Genomic DNA, 17,157 nt, shown 5'->3' with positions numbered 1-17,157 from the left:
AATCGCCTACAATAAGATTTTTTCTTCAGAAATATAGATTAGACTGGAATCAGATGAATGATCCCACCCACATGTTCAATCACACAGCCGACCCCACCTAAATCAATCGTCATTCGACTTTCAAATGCAAGCTCAGGTAAACACAGTGTGGTATCTCGATTCATTCCCAGTTCCTTTTGATTGCCTTTGCACAAAACGGTATTTCAATTCCGAGTTTAATACGTTTATCCAAAACACAATCTGTCCAGGTTACATCCATTAGTTCCTTAATATGTTGTAGCGTTTGACTATGTGAAATGATCGGCATATCCATTTCCTAAAATAATTTCCCAACAAAAGCAAAAAACTACGGTCCCATCTCAAGCGACCGTAGTCTAAGCAATCAAATTTGTTATGTTTTAACCCACTACTACCTTTTTAAATTCCTCGGTTAGCAACGGTACTACTTCAAACAAGTCACCCACGATTCCAAAGTCAGCTACTTGGAAAATAGGAGCTTCTGGGTCTTTATTGATAGCCACAATCACTTTGGAGTTTGACATTCCTGCCAAGTGTTGAATAGCCCCAGAAATTCCGCAAGCGATATATAAATCAGGTGTTACCACTTTACCTGTTTGACCAATTTGCAGTGCATAGTCGCAATAATCTGCATCGCAAGCTCCACGGGAAGCACCAACTGCTGCGCCTAGAACCTCAGCTAGTTCTTCTAGCGGCTGGAAGCCTTCCTTGCTCTTCACGCCGCGACCACCAGAGATAATAACTTTTGCTTCAGATAAATCTACTTTGCCAGATGTTTTGCGAACGACTTCTTTAATAACACTGCGTAGATCCTTTAGTTCTACGTCTACCGCGACCACTGTAGCGGATTGTCCTGGCTTTGCTTCGCCTGGCGCAATGTTGTTCGGGCGGATCGTTACGAATATTTTGTCATCGGAGAAGATACGCTTTTGAAAGGCTTTCCCTGCATAAATAGGTCGTGTAAAAACTGGACCTGCTTCCACACTAGTCACATCTGAAATCAGACCCAATCCTAATCGAGCAGCAACTCGTGGTGCGATATCACGTCCAATCGCTGTATGCCCTGCTACGATAGCGTCTGGATTCACCTCTTGAATGACCTTTACCAAAGCCTGTGCATAAGCATCTGGAGCATATTGGTCCAATGTTGCATTTTTTACTGCATAAAGGCTAGTCGCTCCGTATTCACCCAGCGCATTGGCATATGTATCTGCATCGCTGCCAAATGCAGCAGCTACTACTTCGCCACCCTCTGCTATGATCTGGGCGGCAGCCAATGCCTCCAAGGAAACGTTACGCAATTGATGATCACGTGCTTCAGTTAGTACGAGTACTTTTTCCATTTGGAAGTCCTCCCTTAGATCACTTTTGCTTCGTTACGCAGTAGTTGCACTAATTCAGCCACTTGGCTTGGAATATCACCTGACAAGATACGACCTGCTTCTTTCTTTTCCGGTACATATTGATACACGATCTCGGTTTTACTTGCTACCTCTTCTGCTGTAAGCCCCAAATCATCTGCGGACAGACGATCCAATGGTTTCTTTTTCGCCTTCATAATGCCTGGTAATGATGGATAACGCGGTTCATTTAAGCCTTGCTGTGCCGTGATTAGGACCGGCAGGGAGGTTTCGACTACCTCCGTGTCTCCTTCCACATCGCGTTCTACGCGGACCGTCGTACCCTCAATGTCAATTTTCACCGCTGTTGAAACATGGTTGATAGATAGCTCTTCAGCTAAACGAGGACCACCTTGACCTGCGCCCGAATCCACAGCCATTTGTCCACCTAGGATAAGATCGAATCCTTCTTTTTTGGCAACGGCCGCTAGTACCTTTGCTGTTGTATATTCATCACCAAATAATGATTCATCATCTACTAGCACTGCTCGATCGGCTCCCATAGCTAGAGCGGTGCGCAACTCTTTTTCGGCACCATCTTTGCCTACGGTCATTACAATAACCTCGCCGCCAAGATCATCTCGTAGCTTGATTGCCTCTTCAATGGCATATTCATCATAAGGATTAATAATCGTTTCTACGCCATCATCACTAATGAGTCCGTCCTGAATAATGATCTTTTCTTCGGTGTCAAAGGTCTGCTTCATCGCAACTAAGATTTTCATGGTTGAAACCTCCTATCGATTGGAAAATTGCGGTTTACGTTTTTCAAGAAAAGCAGTTACGCCTTCTTTCATATCTTCAGTAGTAAATACCTGCCCAAACAATTCAGCTTCACGTTTCATTCCAGCAGATAATCCCAGCTCAACACCGCTGTGAATGGCATCCAGTGCGTATTTGACAGAAATCGCACCCTTTTCTGAAATTTTATGAGCTAGCTTTTTACTTTCTTCCAATAACTGTTCCACTGGATAAACAGCTTCTGCCAAACCAATCGCAAGAGCTTCTTCTCCATCAATCATATCGGAAGTCAGTATGAGTTGTGTAGCTTTTCCTCGTCCAATCAGACGCGGCAAACGTTGCGTACCACCGTATCCAGGGATTAGTCCCAAATTAAGCTCAGGCAAGCCTAATTTTGCTTCCTTTGCTACATAACGGATGTGGCAAGCCATGGCAAGCTCCAATCCTCCGCCTAGGCAAGCTCCATTTATTGCAGCAATGATCGGCTTAGAAAAGGTCTCCATTCGCAGAAACAATTGTTGTCCTCGCTCCGCCACCTGCTGCGGACTCTGTTCAGCCAGTGCAGTAAATTCTTTAATGTCAGCACCTGCGATAAAAAAGCGCCCTTCGCCAGTAATAACAATGGCTTTTACCTGATCATCTTGCTCCAAATCATCCAAAGCCTGAGCCAAACTGGTGAGTGTAGCTTGATTTAACGCATTCGCTGGCGGATGGTTAATCGTCAATATAGCGATAGTTCCTTCTGTTACAAGCGTAAGATTTGGATACGACATGCTTTGTCCCCCTTTTACACCGAACGAGTGAATGAGCGCCCGATCAGCTTTGTACAAAATAGAACCTAGGCAACATTGTATCAGAGGAAATCCCTATACAAAAGTGTTTTTACAAGTTTTATTGATGTGAAATAATGAAGACCTTTTGCAAAATGCTGTATGGAGATTTCCTAGGTTGAATGGGGTCTAGTTTTTGCAGAGTCCCTTTAGGAAGAGATTGTGAATGGGATCCACAAGAGAGACGAGATCATACTTACATTCTTTCATAATCCAAGAGGTTACCGTCTGATCCAACGTACCAAAAATCATTGTGCGTGCCATCCGTACATCAATATCTGAACGGAAGATACCGCAGTCCATTCCTTCCTGAACGACTGCATCAATCAGGTTAAAGTATGATTTTAATACTTCTCCAATACCCTGACTTACTTCCGGATTAATCTGACGCAGCTCAATTTGTGTCACAATCGCTAAGTTATGATCCTGCGCCAATTGGCTGAGATGACTCTGAATGAGGATACGCACCTTCTCAGAAACATCTTGAGCCTGAGAAGTCAACTCGCGGCAATTCTCTACAAACTGTCCCATCTTCTCGTTAAACAACGAGATAAGAACATCATCCTTGTTTTTAAAATAGAGATAAATGGTGCCGTCCGCTACCTTGGCTTCTTTCGCGATCCGCGATACCTGCGCGTTATGATAACCGTGCTTGGCAATCACCGTGACGGCTGCATTTATAATGGCTTGATACTTTTCCCCCGTTTTTTTGGCCATGTTACCCTCCATTTTACTTTCTTAGATGTCCTTATTTTTTGTTAGAAATGAATGAATATTCATTCAAGAAAAGTTTATAATACAGAACCGGCTCTGTCAAGCATTGGATAAATAAAAAACGGCTTACCCCATGTCAGGGTAAACCGTTGCTATAATTGTAACTCTATTTGAATAGATAGGCAATTCTTCCTAGATAGAAAAGTGCTGAAATCGTTTCAGATGTCTAATTTTGTCGCATTTTAGACACATTTTCTTGATTTACCCCAATTTACTTGTACTTTCTAATTCAATACGCTTCTTTTCTTCTTCTTGCAAATGACGGCGAAGTACCTTGCCTACCATCGTTTTAGGCAATTCTTCCCTGAACTCATAGGAACGCGGTACTTTATAACTAGCTAATCGCTGACGACAGAAAGCATTCAATTCCTCCTCCGTTACCTGATAGGAATCTTTTAGTACAACAAAGGCTTTCACTGTCTCTCCCCGATATGGATCTGGTATACCGACTACCGCAGCCTCTTGAATGGCAGAATGTTCAAACAAAACTTCCTCTACCTCACGCGGATAGATATTAAATCCACCAGCAATAATCATATCTTTTTTTCGATCAACGATGTAGAAAAACCCTTCTTCATCCATATATGCTATATCTCCCGTCAACAGCCAGCCATCCTTAAGAACCATAGCCGTGTCTTCAGGACGATTCCAGTACCCCTTCATGACCTGCGGACCACGAACAGCCAGTTCACCAATTTGATTTGGAGGCATTGCTTCGTCTGTTGCTGGGTCGATAATACAAGCTTCAGTGTCTGGCCATGGAAGCCCAATACTGCTATTAATGCGTCTTCCCCACAGGTTATTTGAATGGGTAACAGGAGAGGTCTCGGTTAAACCGTAGCCCTCTACCAACTTTCCGCCTGTAATTTCTTCAAATCGCTCCTGTACCTCTAAAGGCAAGGGAGCCGAACCGCTGACACAGGCCTCAATAGAGGACAAATCGTATTGTTTAATGTCTGGATGATTAATCAGACCGATATACATCGTAGGAGCCCCTGGAAAGATTGTAGGCCGCTCCTTCTGTATTAATTGTAGAATTTGCTTAACGTCGAAACGGGGAACAAGTAAGATTTCTGCGCCCATCTGAAGGCCGCAATTCATAACGGTAGTCAGCCCATAAACATGGAATAAGGGGAGGACTCCCAGAATTTTCTCTTGTCCTTGCTTCATTTTGTAAAGAACAGCCTTACATTGAACAGCGTTTGCCACAAGATTTCGATGGGTAAGCATCACTCCCTTGGCAAGACCTGTTGTTCCACCTGTATATTGCAATAGGGCTAATTCTTCCTCCCAATTTGCTTCAATATGGATAGGATCCGTTGGTGCCTGTTTTAGAGCACGCACAAAATTCTCTACCCCATCCTGATAGAGAATGGCTGGCACTGGCACCGCTTTTTTATCAAATTTCTGGGCAATCGGGTAAAGCGCTTTCTTCATAGGGGGTAAAAAATCTCGTATGCTGGTTAGAAATACATGAAGTAATTTGGTATTTGACCTCACATTTTGCACTCGGTTGTATAAAAGATCGAGGGTGATTATGGCAGCTGCACCAGAATCGTTTAGCTGGTGCGTTAATTCACGTTCTGTATACAAAGGATTGGTCATAACAACCACCGCTCCAGCAAACATCGCTCCATAAAAAGCGATTATGGTTTGTGGAATATTTGGAAGCATTATGGCAATGCGATCTCCCTTTTGTACGCCTCGCGATCGTAATACATGAGCAAAACGATAGGATTGGGTGAGCAATTCTTGATAGGTCATGCGCTTTCCCATAAAAGAAAGAGCATAATTTTGTGGATAATCTTGTGCTGATTTTTCTAAAAAGTACGTCAATGGAACACGGGGGTATTCCACTGTAGCGGGGACTTCTGCTGGGTAACAAGATAACCAAGGCTTGGCAATTAACATCGCTTTCCCTCCAACCTTTGATACCTCATCTTTCCCATCTTCACATTCACAATCTCTCCTTATTTGACTATTTTATTCTAAATAGATAGACTTTTCCAGATTTTTTTACTAATCTTTCCAGCCAGGAAAGGCAAAACGAAACAGAATTGACTGCTCCAACTCATAGTTATGCCTTTCCTCCCCCACATCTCTCGTTTTCCTATTTTTAGCTGTATAAAAATAAGAGAGCATCATCTCTATTTATTCTTCTGCTTTCGCACTCAATACTTTTTTTATTTTTTCCTGGATTCGTTCTCTCTCGTCGGAAGAAACCAAATAGTACCAGCCAAGTGTTGAATGATTCCAGATGCGTTCATCACGTCCTCTAATGGTTTCTGTCGTGATGTGATTTTGTTTAGGATCATAGTAGGTGACAAGCAACGAGGAAATTTCATTTTGTGTGAGGTCTGTCTTAATATGTTTGCCTAAGATCTCCATTAATTTAAAAGCCCTTAAAAATGCATCCATGGAGCCTCCTTTATTAGCTAAGGCTCGGATAATTTCCTGCTGACGAGCAATTCGTTCGTAGTCACTATCTTCATGGCCTACATCACTTTTGCGATAGCGTGCATAATCTAACGTTTGCTTCCCGTTCAAAACCTGCTTGCCCGGATATAGATCAATATTGGTTCCATCACTAGGGTCAGTATATTTCATACGTTTTTTGACAGTTACTTCTACACCGCCCAATTCATCAATAAGCTTTCGGAAGCCATCAAAATCAATCGTGGCATAACGGTCAATCTTAATTGATAAGTAGTCTTCCAAGGTTTTTTTTAACAGAGCCGGTCCGCCAAAGGCAGTAGCGTGATTTACTTTATCAAAGCCTTTACCCGGAATTTTTATATAGGTATCACGAGGAATTGAGATCAATTGTGCTTGTTGCGTTATGGGATTAATGGTAGCTATCAACAGGGTATCAGAGCGTGCCCGCTCCCCTTTTCGACTATCCGTACCGATTAGCATCATGCTAAAGGGCTGAAGGGTTTGTTCTTTGTGATAAAGCTCTTCGGCTGTAAGATTGGGGGACTGATCCAAGGGAACCCCTGGCGTCTGCAAAATGGAGGTGTTGTGTGGAAATGAAGAGCCGCTCACCTGAGGAAGCGGCTCATACCAATCTTGCGTCATCTGCTTGTATTGTTGAAAAGCAGAACCTAGATAGGCTAATAACGCTAAAAATAAGACGCAAAGGACAATGACGATCACTTTTTTGACGGTTTCCTTTTGCTTGACTTGCATCTGATCTTCCCCTTACCTCATCACAGTGTATACAAAAAAGAACCCTATACAGGGTCCTTTATACTATGTTCAAAAAATGCACGATTTATGCAATAGCTACCAAGTCTAATCTGCTCTCAGGATTATCCCCTCCCAGCCTTCGCTTCATTTTATCGTTCAACAATCATACTCATACCCAGTCCGCCACCTACACATAAAGTAGCTAACCCTCTATGTAACTGGCGGCGTTTCATTTCATGCAGGAGGGTGACGATTAAGCGACAGCCTGTTGAGCCGACTGGATGACCAAGCGATATCCCACTGCCATTTACGTTCGTAATGGTTCGATCCAATTCCAATAGCTTTTCGACCGCCAAATACTGAGAAGCAAATGCTTCATTAACCTCAATCAGTTGTATGTCTTGTAAACGAAGCCCTGCTTTCTTCAAGGCTTTTTGTGTCGCTGGCACTGGTCCATATCCCATTAAGTCAGGCTCGACTCCGGCCCATGCATAAGATACAATTCGGCCTAGTACGGTAAGTCCAAGATTTTTAGCTTTACTCTCTTTCATTAACAGCACGGCAGATGCACCATCATTTAAGCCTGAAGCATTCCCCGCTGTAACCGTTCCCTCCTCACGAAAGGTTGGCTTTAAGGTAGCTAAGGCATCGAGCGTAATGTCTGGGCGAATATGCTCATCTGCGGTGAGCGTGTTCGTTTTATTTTTTTTGCTCAAAACAATCGGGATGATTTCGTCCTTAAAAAGCCCCTCTTTCGTGGCATGCGCCGCTTTCTGATGACTCAAATAAGCTATTTCATCCTGCTCCTCCCGGCTGATCTTATAGCGATCCGCCAAACGTTCCGCTGTTTCCCCCATTAAAATATCGTGATGCGGGTCTGTAAGCAGCTCCCATAAAGCGTCTGTCATTTCACCATGCATGAGCCTTTTGCCAAAACGGGCCTGCTTCAAGATATAAGGAGCACGACTCATGTTCTCCACACCGCCCGCGATTACAACTTCGCTATCTCCCAAAGCTATCTGTTGCAGACCTGAAACAATTGCCTGCATACCGGAGGAACATTGTCGCTGAACAGTCAATCCTGTCACTTGCTGGGACAGACCAGCGTCTAGAAGAGCTGTTCTCGCAATATTCGGCTCATCTGTACGTTGAATACAATTTCCTAGAATAACCTCATCAATTTCTTTGGGGTCGATCCCTGTTGTATCCATGATGTCACGAATCGTTAGTTCAGCTAATTTACGTGCTGACACATCCTGAAACATACCGCCAAATGTACCAATGGGCGTCCGTTTTGCTGCGACAATTACGATAGGCTCTGCCATGCTACTCCTCCTTTGGAATGCAACTATTTTCCTTTATTGTCGCACAATTCCAATAAGAGTGTCACCCATTCTTCGCTCTGTTTTTGTTCCATCACATAAAATCCTGCTTGTTCATAGGCTTCTACTACTTTTGGCAAAATCCATTCTACTATTCCTGATAGGATTAAGCGGCCAGTAGGCTTAAAGGTACGTCTTACTAGCGGCAGCATTTGTATCACTTCTTCTCCGCCAATATTAATGAAGATAAAATCAAAATATTTTTCCAAGGATAATAGATGATCGTCGACGGATGCATCACCTATCAGCACCTTCACAGATTGATCAGATAATTGATTGAGAGCCAGATTTTGCTTTAGCTGATAATCAGTCTCCGGGTTGATATCTGCGGCATAGACAGGATATGCGGCTCCATTTAACAAGCTGAAAATAGAGAGAATTCCTGAACCTGCTCCTACATCCAAAATGGTTTTGCCAGTTAATTCGCTCTCCTGTAAAAACCGTAAAATATCCTGTGTTGTTCCATGATAGCCCGTTCCAAAGGCAGCACCGGGATCTATGTAGAGCACATGCTCTGCTTGCTCTAGCACCTGTGCATCTTCCCATGAGGGAGCTATTAGCCAATCTCCTACTTGTACGGAGGTAAACTCATCTTTCCACGATTCATTCTCCTCCTCTACTTGTTCAGTGGCTGTGACTTTAATTCTGCCTTCCCATTGATCAAGATATCTCTGCAGTCGAACTGTCTGTTCCTGCTCCGTAGTAGATAATGGCTCAAACAAATAGGCCGTCATCGGTTTCTCAGTCAGTTCTGCATAATCGTATCCGTTGTTAGTCGTAATGACCTCTACTTGAGGTTCAATCCATCCTAATGTGTATTCGGTTTCCATAATGGTATAGGAAAATATCTCCTCTAATTCTCCTGGTAGGGAAAGCGTATATTTCATCCAATATTTTGTCATGCAACAAGTTCCTTTCTTCCAAAAATCTAGCGTATCCTAGTGTAGACATGGTAATATGAACGGTATTAGAGCGTGTTTAAGAGAGGGGTCTACACGATGTTTGATGAGTTTTTCTATCGAAGACGAAAAAACAAAGGCATCCTGTATGTAATGATCAGCTTTATCGTATTTAGTGTATTGTTAGTTGCCGCAGGAATCTACTATATTATGTAGTTGGTGTCTCCTTCGCTTTACTTACCTATCGCCTCTCGATTATACTTGAGGATGTGCCCAATTTAGAAAAATGGCACTTATGATTGTATACTACTTATCAGTTACGTTACCAGTACGTTTGAATAGAAAGAAGGTTCTCTCATGTCGCGAATTCTCATCTCCGGATATTACGGCTTTAATAATGCCGGGGACGATGTTGTGTTATATGGAATCATTACCTCGCTCAGACGAGAACAACCGAATATTTCCCTATCCGTGTTGTCAAATACGCCTGAGCGGACAACATCGCTATTTGGGATATCCGCCCATAATCGTTGGAAGCTCTCCACGATTGTGCGAGAATTAAAGCAAAGCGACCTGTTGGTAATGGGTGGCGGTACACTCATGCAGGACGTTACCAGCCCCCGCAGTGTACTCTATTATCTCGGGATCGTTACCATTGCCAAATTATTAGGCAAGCCCGTCGTATTTTATGCGCAAGGCTTCGGTCCTATCCTAAAATCCTTTAGCCGTTCCATGATTAAAACAGTCGTGAATCATGTAGATGTCATTACTGTACGCGATCATGAATCAGGTGAAGATTTTAAAGCTTGTGGGGTAACCAAGGCTCCGTTATATGTTACAGCGGACCCTGCCCTCACTATTCATCCTGAGGACATTTCGGATGAACGAGGGGCCGAGCTGATATCACCCATGTTCGAAGATTCATCCCGACCGCTTGTGATCTTTTCTGTTCGTGATTGGAAAACGGAAGAGCGTTTCAAACAGGTGATTGCCGATGCCGCGGATTATTATCAGGAACGCGGTTGGAACGTCTTGTTTCTACCCATGCATTTTCCAAGCGATATCGCCCCTTCTGAGGATATTCTGAAGGCGATGCAGCATAAGGGTGCGGCAATGCTCAAGGACCATGTCTCTTTTCATGACATTATGTGCATCCTCAAGCAAGCAGATTACGTGGTGGGGATGAGGCTTCACTCTTTGATCCTTGCTTGTATGCTTCACATTCCGTTTATCGGGATTTCCTATGATCCTAAAATTGATCGTTTTGTGGAACGTGCAGGCATGACCTGTGCGGGCCATATCAAGGATTTAACATCAGAGCAGTTGCTTACACTACTTGACGATCGCATGCAACATCTAGATCGGGAGCAAGCCATCATCCGTGAAAAAGCTGACTTGCTCAAAGCGGAAGCTATGAAAAGTAGTGAGCTCGTATTACAAGCGTTAGCCAGCAAGAAATAACTGTCGTTTGTTTGTAAGGAGGCAAAATACCTTGTCACTCTCTTCGTCATTACTTATCGCATTAAACAAAATGTTTCCTTTGCCGGTCCATCCGTTCAATCTAGCGAATGACGGTAAAATGAGCTATACCGAATGGCAATTTCGCAAGGGTGATCAGACCATTCAATTCTTCCTGCCATTCCATTCTCAGGAAGAAATGTTCAAAAATAAGACCGTGCTAGATATCGGCTGTGGCGGTGGTGGTAAAACCTGCTACTACGCTACATTTGGCCCAGAAAAGATTATCGGAATTGACATTGTCCCTCATTATGCAGAAGAAGGTAATGCCTTTGCTCGGGAAAAAGGCCTGGATCACATCGCTTCCTTCATGACCGGCGATGCATCCAAAATGTTATTTGAAGACGAGACGTTCGATACAATTATTATGAACGATGCGATGGAGCATGTAGATAACCCAGAGAAAACGCTGGAGGAATGCTTCCGTGTGTTAAAAAAGGGCGGCCATCTCTACATTAACTTCCCACCGTATTATCATCCTTACGGCGCTCACTTGTCAGATGCAATCGGATTCCCTTGGGTTCACTCCTTCTTTTCTGAACAAACCCTGATTGATGCGTATCGTAAGCTCGTGCAGGATTTGCCAGACGGGAAAGATCGTTTAGGCTTTCGTATCAGCAAACGTCCAGATGGTTCCGAGTACTTCTCGTATATCAATCGCATGACGATCAGACGTTTCCGCAACATTCAAAAAGGCGTTCACTACCCTGCTGTGTATGAAAAGGAAATCCCTTTGCGCAATGTGGTAGCGAATTTAGCAAGAACATCTTTGTTCCGCGAGTATTTTGTGAAGATGGTTGTTTGCGTATATCAAAAGAAATAAGACAAAAACCCCCAAGCAGACCGTCAACTCTGCTGGGGGTTTCCTTATGATGTGCCTATTCATTTATCAGCTTTTCTGCTTGCTGTTTCGGACAAACTAGCACTTGAGGCCGCTCTGTTTGAGGATGCCGGATAATCGCTGTGTTTACTTGGAAAACGTCAGAAAGTCGCTGCGTGGTCATCATTTCCGTCGGTGTTCCCTCAGCCGAAATCCTTCCATCATGCAGTACAATAATCCGATCACAGTAAAGAGCAGCTAAATTCAGATCGTGTAAAACAGACACGACCGTTACCCCGCACTCCCGCTGCCATTCCTGCACTACATCCATGAATTGCACTTGATAATGAATATCTAAATAAGTAGTAGGTTCATCTAACAAAACGATGCTTGGCGACTGAGCCATGAGCTTAGCTAACGCAGCTCTCTGTCGTTGTCCGCCGCTTAATTGATCTAGCCTTTTGTTTGCCAACCTCTTTAATTGCAATCGTTCCATGATACTATCAATAAATGGTCCGCTATCCTCTGCTTCTGTTCCCCACCAGGATTGATATGGAAAACGTCCCATTTCTACGACTTCTTGAACCGTATAATGAATCGGAGGAATTGTTTCCTGTTGGAGGACAGCCATATGCTGGGACAATTTTTTTCTCCCATATGACGTAATCTCTTTTCCATATACAAGAATTTGTCCAGCAGATGGTGTCTCCGCTCGTGACATCAAAGATAGCAGGGTAGATTTACCGCTACCGTTCGGTCCAATAATACCTAGCCACTCACCCGCTTGAATTTCAATACTCACCTGATGTAAAACCGCTTGATTTCCATATCGATGTGAGACATCACAGACTGAAATGACCGGAGCATTCTGATCCTTTTGCAAGGTCTGCTGGCTATTGAAGTGTCGGGAAAAGCCGCGGCTTTGCTGTTGTTTATCTGCTGTTGCCTGTTGTTGTCCTCTGTTCGTCATCAGCAATCATCCTCCCCTACGTTTCCGTTTATTGCGGATCAGTAGCATGGCAAAGAACGGTGCACCAATAAAGGCTGTTACTACTCCAAGCGGTATTTCTGTCGGAGCAAGCAACGTGCGGGAGATGGTATCTGCCCACAACACATAAACAGCACCACCTAAAGCAGACATAGGAATCAATAAACGATAATCAGCTCCTATGATCATCCGTAGCAGATGCGGAACGACCAATCCGACAAAACCGATCACACCTGACACGGATACAGCGGCTGCCGTTACGAGAGTGGCTGCCAATAGCACAATCCACTTCGTCCTTTCTACATGCAAGCCTAGGTGTCCCGCTTGTCTTTCTCCTAAGGCAAGCATATTTAAGGGACGAGCATATGCAAATAAAACAAGAAGTCCCATAGCTAGGTATGGCAAGAGGATTCCCGTATAGGACCAGCCTCGCATAGCTAAACTTCCCATCACCCAAAATAAAATTTCATTGATGGTCTGCTTGGACATTGCCACAAGAAATGAAACGATTGAGCCTAGAAATGCTTGCATGACTACCCCGGATAAAATCAGGGTTTCAATAGGAATCTTTCCGTTTTCTCTTGCCATCTGTAGCACAATCACTAATGTACAAACTCCAGTCACAAAGGCAGTCAATGGCACTGTCCATTGCCCTAACCAAGCATATTGCAGGCCAAAATAGATAAGTATCGCCGCCCCAACTGAAGCACCCGAGGATACTCCTAACGTAAAAGGGTCTGCTAGAGGATTGCGTAAAACACCTTGAAACGCCGCTCCCGCTATTCCAAGCGAAGCTCCGACTAACAAAGCCAGGATTACCCTCGGCAATCTTACGTTTAGCATAATCTGTGTAGAGGATTCATCCCATGTAACGGGAATAACGGAATGCATTCCAGGAATTTGGTGTAGTAAAATGCGGGTTATCTCATCCATCGGCAGCATAACCGAACCAATGGCCAAGCTAGCCACAACAGACAGCAGGAGCAGTATTATTCCCACTGCTCCTGCTGCCATTCTTTTTTTCCCGTTCATCTGTCCGTAAGTGCTATTTGTACTCATCCTAGAGGTCAGCCCCACTTACTTAATTTTATCAGGATAGATTGCTTTCGCCATTTCTTTCAGACCTTGAGCAAGGCGAGGTCCCGGACGACTAATGATATTTTGGTCAAGTCCTACGACTGTGTTGTTTTTAATCGCCTCGATCCCACTCCAGCCTTTACGAGAGCGAATAATATCCTCTAAGGATTGGTTGGTTTTTGAGTCTACCACACCCTGTGTGTAAAGAATTACATCAGGATTTTGTTTTATAATAGTCTCTTCGTTAATTTGTACCCAGCCTTTCGTGTCACCAGCTACGTTTATTCCGCCAGCAAGCTCGATCATTTGGTTCAAAAATTCTCCGCTACCAACCGTCCAGCCAGGAGAAAATTCAAGATAAACTTTCTTTTTTTGATTGATCGTTTTACCAACAGCTAAAATCTCGTCACGAGTCTTTTGTAGCTCGTCCACGGTTTTCTTTGCTTCAGCCTGATGATCGGTGATTTTACCATACAACTCAATATTGGCGATCACGTCATCATACGTCTTCGGTTCTACTTTAAAGATTTTTACGCCAAGCTCTCGGAATTTCTTCACTGTTTCCTCTTTCATTGAAATTCCTGTAAAGACAATATCCGGTTTGGCAGCCAAAATAGATTCAACGTTCGGTGCCATAATGCTTCCCATTTTCGGTTTATCCTTCGTTGATGCTGGGTAATCATCGTAGTCAGAAACACCCATAATTTGTTGCTCAAGTCCAAGTGCAAATAAGGTTTCCGTTTCGGCAGGCGATACTGATACAATACGCTCCGGCGCTTTTTCGAAGGTGAATTCTTCTCCCGTCACATCTTTTACCTTAAGCGGATAGACGGTTTTTAAAGAAGCATCCGACGCCTGATGATCCGTTGCAGAATCAGTCGCTTGGTTTTGACTTGGTGAAGGCTTTACTCCTTCCTTTGGCGTTGTTTCACCGGAACACGCAGTTAGCGAAACAGCTAAGCACACTGTTAGCAATGCTGTTAGACGATGTTTCATTTTGTTCATGGAAATATCCTCTCTTCACTTGATTTTAATCGATCATATGTACCAAAAATCCCTAATCCTTCAAACAGACGGATTAGGGATGGTGTCGCCTCTTGAACGGGAGGACTGCTTTCCTCCATCTGACATAAAGAATGCAATTATCTCGTAAAAGAAACTATCGTATTTAATTATAGGAGAAAGAACGCGAACTTACAAGAAAACGGGTATAGAAGGTAACATCACCTTACTATCTAAATTACTTCACCAGTCACCGCGTCAACATATAGCCTAGGTGTGTCATGATAATATATCTGATACACCAAGTGAGGAGTTACTTTTTGTTGCTTCTTATCCTCTAGCATGATATAGACCAAAGATAGCGGCCGTTCTTTCAAGTAAATAGCAGCAGCAGCTTCTGGTGTCATTGCTTTCGATTTGTCCGGTAGTGCAGCAGAGCCTTGCACGCTGTAGCCTAGATGAAGTCCAATTACCTTCTCTGTTATGGTATCAAGCGTTACCGAATAGCTTTGGTTAATCACGGGTATTCCTTGATGCGACCTTATAAATCGATAGGTTTGAGTCAAACCTGCCTTTTTAACGTCTATCAATTGAAGCTCCTTCGTATTAGCATCCATATATCTTTCGATGATCCTCGTTGCCGTTCCAGCTAATTCCTTGTGAATCGCATTGGTAGAAGCATTCGGATCCTTTATATCCGGTGAATTAATCCTAAATCCCATTATTTGTCCATCAAGGGTCTCAACCTTAAGTATTTTTCCTTCTTCCATTTGCCAGGAATATTGTTTGTAGTTCTCCGTAGATACAGCATCATCTGTCGCATAAGGTCCAAATACAGCGATGCCAAATTCCTGTTGAAGGATTCTCGCAACCTCCTCTGGGCTATTAGCAGTTAGTTTTTTACTCTGGGCTGCGATCGGAATAGGCTTACTAGATTGTTGACCTTGCTCTTCTTCCTTCGCTTCTCTTACTTGTCCACTGATTGCATCTATATAGCCTGAAAAATTAAATTCATAGGTAAGACGCGGTTGTTCATCTCCTTGGTAAACTAGTCTCATGTTTTTCATAAATAATTGTGTTGCTTTCGCTTTAGATATGGCTTGCTGTGGCAATGGAAATTTCAGATTCGTATCTGTGTTTTTTGTAATGGTTGATTGTTTTAGTTGCCCTGATTCATCTAATTCCACTTTATAACTGTCTGCCAAAAAGGGGATTCCATTTACCATCCGGTTCATAAAAATGTATCCGCGTGCTGGAGCAGACAGTACTGGATTTATTTGATAATCCTTTACATCCTCGCCACCGAGCTCTTGCAAATAGGTCAATGCCTTTTCCTTCGGGGTAGGATTGTTCGTTTCTTTTCTATTCTCTTTTGTTGCTGATCTTGGAGTTGTCACATCGTTTTGTTCTTTTCCTTTAGTCGTTTGTTTCTGGGTAGGGGAATCCTTTAGAGAAATCGGTTGCTTCGATACGGGCTGTTGTTTTTGTTCCTGCTGTTGTTTTTGCTTTTCTGATATCTCAACAGGGGGCTTCGCAATAAACTCCTGTTTTGTAGGGTAGCTGGACATAGGTGGCAAAGCCTCTTTATTCATTGAAGGTGCAAATAGGTACAATAGAAGTGCGAATACGCTTGCTAATCCCAGTCCGTATTGAATGGGCCGAAATAATCGGCTTCTCTTGTGCACCGCAACATTCGCCTGATACTCTAGCCGGGCACGTAACGTTTCCACAAAGTCTTTACTTGGTTTGTTTTTTGTATGTAATCTTCTTAAGCGAACAAGCATTTCCTTATCTTTTTGCCAATCCATCGTACAGCTCCCCTCCGATCCGTCCTGCTAATTCCTTTTCAAGCTTTTTTAAGGCTCGATGCAAGGTCACTTTCACCTGTGATTCCGAATAATCCATGATAGAGGCGGTTTCTCTGACGCTGTATCCTTGAATTCCTCTTAGTATGACAACCATTCTGTAATGCTGTGGGAGTTTCTGGATCGCTCGGATCAACTCCTGTTCCTCCTCCCAGCTTTCTACTTCTTTTTCTGGCAAACCGTCTGAAGACACATGCTTTTTAAGCACATCAATGGAAAACAGACTTTTCCATCTTTTCTTACGATGATAGTCAATAGCAATGTGCTTTGCTATCGCAAATAGCCACGTTTTCATATTTGCCCTGCTCTCATAGCGTTCCAAGGCACGGATTACACGGACAAAAACCTCCTGTGTCAAATCCTCTGTATCATTTTGATTGCCAGTATAATAGAGCAGAAAATGATAGACATCCAAATAATACTGCTCATAAATGAACAGCACCTGCTGTTTTACATCTTCGCCATACAATGCAGTTCCTCCATTCAAAATCTCTTTGTTGATAAGTCTCCCAGGCTACAAGAGCAACAATTGCTGAGTGTCCTGCTACTCTGATTTTGTTTAATGCTTTTGTCATAAGGCTTACCTAAGCAGCTCTGTACTTAGCTTTATTCCTAACGTTTGGTTACCGCTGTTTATTTAACTGATCATTTTTA

General features: G+C 43.3%; 16 protein-coding genes. 2 read left to right on the top strand and 14 right to left on the bottom strand.

What is annotated here, in order from left to right:
* Positions 1–38 precede the first annotated feature (38 nt).
* The 9 genes from AYJ08_RS24755 to AYJ08_RS11080 all read right to left on the bottom strand — a co-directional run bounded on the left by AYJ08_RS24755 (position 39) and on the right by AYJ08_RS11080 (position 9,236).
* Positions 39–164: a hypothetical protein gene (locus AYJ08_RS24755; RefSeq protein ID WP_255365461.1), complete on the bottom strand. Its 126-nt coding sequence runs from the start codon at positions 162–164 to the stop codon at positions 39–41.
* Between the two features lie 234 nt (positions 165–398).
* Complete coding sequence (locus tag AYJ08_RS11115) at positions 399–1,361, bottom strand: electron transfer flavoprotein subunit alpha/FixB family protein (RefSeq protein WP_064017777.1); 963 nt, start codon at positions 1,359–1,361, stop codon at positions 399–401.
* A gap of 14 nt (positions 1,362–1,375) precedes the next feature.
* A complete protein-coding gene (locus AYJ08_RS11110; RefSeq protein WP_031410824.1) occupies positions 1,376–2,143 on the bottom strand; it encodes an electron transfer flavoprotein subunit beta/FixA family protein in 768 nt (255 codons plus the stop codon).
* A 12-nt stretch (positions 2,144–2,155) separates the two neighbouring features.
* Positions 2,156–2,932, bottom strand: a complete 777-nt coding sequence (locus tag AYJ08_RS11105; protein WP_064017776.1) for an enoyl-CoA hydratase — start codon at positions 2,930–2,932, stop codon at positions 2,156–2,158.
* A 186-nt stretch (positions 2,933–3,118) separates the two neighbouring features.
* The gene (locus tag AYJ08_RS11100) at positions 3,119–3,706 is read right to left on the bottom strand and encodes a fatty acid metabolism transcriptional regulator FadR (protein ID WP_064017775.1); all 588 of its coding nucleotides are present in this window, start codon (positions 3,704–3,706) and stop codon (positions 3,119–3,121) included.
* Positions 3,707–3,964: 258 nt separating this feature from the next.
* Positions 3,965–5,674: a long-chain-fatty-acid--CoA ligase gene (locus AYJ08_RS11095; protein ID WP_064017774.1), complete on the bottom strand. Its 1,710-nt coding sequence runs from the start codon at positions 5,672–5,674 to the stop codon at positions 3,965–3,967.
* A gap of 240 nt (positions 5,675–5,914) precedes the next feature.
* The gene (locus AYJ08_RS11090; RefSeq protein WP_064017773.1) at positions 5,915–6,952 is read right to left on the bottom strand and encodes an LCP family protein; all 1,038 of its coding nucleotides are present in this window, start codon (positions 6,950–6,952) and stop codon (positions 5,915–5,917) included.
* Positions 6,953–7,101: 149 nt separating this feature from the next.
* Positions 7,102–8,277, bottom strand: a complete 1,176-nt coding sequence (locus AYJ08_RS11085) for a thiolase family protein (protein ID WP_064017772.1) — start codon at positions 8,275–8,277, stop codon at positions 7,102–7,104.
* 23 nt (positions 8,278–8,300) lie between these two features.
* Positions 8,301–9,236, bottom strand: a complete 936-nt coding sequence (locus AYJ08_RS11080) for a 50S ribosomal protein L11 methyltransferase (protein WP_064017771.1) — start codon at positions 9,234–9,236, stop codon at positions 8,301–8,303.
* Between the two features lie 354 nt (positions 9,237–9,590).
* Here AYJ08_RS11080 and csaB point away from each other — a divergent pair, with 354 nt between their 5' ends.
* Both csaB and AYJ08_RS11070 read left to right on the top strand, forming a co-directional pair.
* Positions 9,591–10,694, top strand: a complete 1,104-nt coding sequence (csaB, locus tag AYJ08_RS11075) for a polysaccharide pyruvyl transferase CsaB (RefSeq protein WP_064017770.1) — start codon at positions 9,591–9,593, stop codon at positions 10,692–10,694.
* Positions 10,695–10,725: 31 nt separating this feature from the next.
* Positions 10,726–11,574: a class I SAM-dependent methyltransferase gene (locus AYJ08_RS11070; protein ID WP_064017769.1), complete on the top strand. Its 849-nt coding sequence runs from the start codon at positions 10,726–10,728 to the stop codon at positions 11,572–11,574.
* Between the two features lie 55 nt (positions 11,575–11,629).
* On the opposite strand, the gene AYJ08_RS11065 is transcribed toward AYJ08_RS11070, so the two are convergent.
* The 5 genes from AYJ08_RS11065 to AYJ08_RS11045 all read right to left on the bottom strand — a co-directional run bounded on the left by AYJ08_RS11065 (position 11,630) and on the right by AYJ08_RS11045 (position 16,972).
* Positions 11,630–12,541: an ABC transporter ATP-binding protein gene (locus AYJ08_RS11065; RefSeq protein ID WP_064017768.1), complete on the bottom strand. Its 912-nt coding sequence runs from the start codon at positions 12,539–12,541 to the stop codon at positions 11,630–11,632.
* 6 nt (positions 12,542–12,547) lie between these two features.
* Positions 12,548–13,618 carry a FecCD family ABC transporter permease gene (locus AYJ08_RS11060; RefSeq protein ID WP_082890927.1) on the bottom strand — a complete coding sequence of 357 codons (1,071 nt, stop codon included), beginning with the start codon at positions 13,616–13,618 and terminating at the stop codon, positions 12,548–12,550.
* Between the two features lie 18 nt (positions 13,619–13,636).
* Positions 13,637–14,641 carry an ABC transporter substrate-binding protein gene (locus AYJ08_RS11055; RefSeq protein WP_064017767.1) on the bottom strand — a complete coding sequence of 335 codons (1,005 nt, stop codon included), beginning with the start codon at positions 14,639–14,641 and terminating at the stop codon, positions 13,637–13,639.
* 230 nt (positions 14,642–14,871) lie between these two features.
* Positions 14,872–16,446, bottom strand: coding sequence for a PepSY domain-containing protein (locus AYJ08_RS11050; protein WP_064017766.1), 1,575 nt, complete (start codon positions 16,444–16,446; stop codon positions 14,872–14,874).
* Complete coding sequence (locus AYJ08_RS11045) at positions 16,427–16,972, bottom strand: RNA polymerase sigma factor (RefSeq protein ID WP_064017765.1); 546 nt, start codon at positions 16,970–16,972, stop codon at positions 16,427–16,429. The genes AYJ08_RS11050 and AYJ08_RS11045 overlap by 20 nt, the downstream gene beginning before the upstream one ends.
* Positions 16,973–17,157: the final 185 nt, after the last annotated feature.

It is taken from the genome of Brevibacillus sp. SKDU10, assembly GCF_001645205.1.
GTDB classification, from domain to species: domain Bacteria; phylum Bacillota; class Bacilli; order Brevibacillales; family Brevibacillaceae; genus Brevibacillus_B; species Brevibacillus_B halotolerans.
This window is presented reverse-complemented; position numbering and strand designations above follow the sequence as displayed.